Source organism: Vibrio sp. 811, from assembly GCF_033339195.1.
The window spans coordinates 1-574 of the sequence record NZ_JAWOUB010000711.1; the positions used below are offsets into that span (position 1 = coordinate 1).

The following is a 574-nucleotide window of genomic DNA, read 5'->3' on the forward strand; positions in this document are numbered from 1 at the left end:
CGGAAAATTCTGTCTTTTATCCCTAGTTTTTATAAGCTAATATCCGCGCCGAATTTTCGACCTAATACTTTCTAACTAGAGGTTTTGATGAAAAAGGCAATTGCTAAAATTGGCGCATTGACTGCTGTGGCAGTTTCACTTTCAGGTTGTGTTGGCAGCAACGCGGTAACTGGCTATGTTATGGGCTTCAACTTGAAAGCGGTAGATAACCGTTACGCTCGTGGTGGTCTAAACATGCTTATGGCACCAGTTTACGGTGTGGCAATCGCAGCTGACTACATCGTATTTAACTCTCTAGAGTTCTGGACTGGTAAAAACCCGCTAAACGGCAAACCACACATCTTCGATACTAAGATGGACACTTACATTGATGTAAACCACCAGCTAGATAAGTCGCTTACAACAGCGCCGATTGGCCCACTTACAAACAACCGCGTTATCGAGCAAGGCCAAATGCACCAAATCGATGAAAATACGGTTCAGATGAACATCACATACAACAACGGCGAAAAAGCGACGTTAATGGGTGTACGTGAGGGTGAGTTTGTTACTTACTACATCAATGGTGAAGTGG

The 574-nt window shown here is 43.7% G+C and carries 1 protein-coding gene; it reads left to right on the top strand.

Going from position 1 to position 574, the window contains the following annotated elements:
* Positions 1-87 precede the first annotated feature (87 nt).
* Positions 88-574 (top strand): DUF3332 family protein (locus R7Q46_RS28985; RefSeq protein WP_318078554.1); only part of this gene is annotated, 487 nt, incomplete at its 3' end.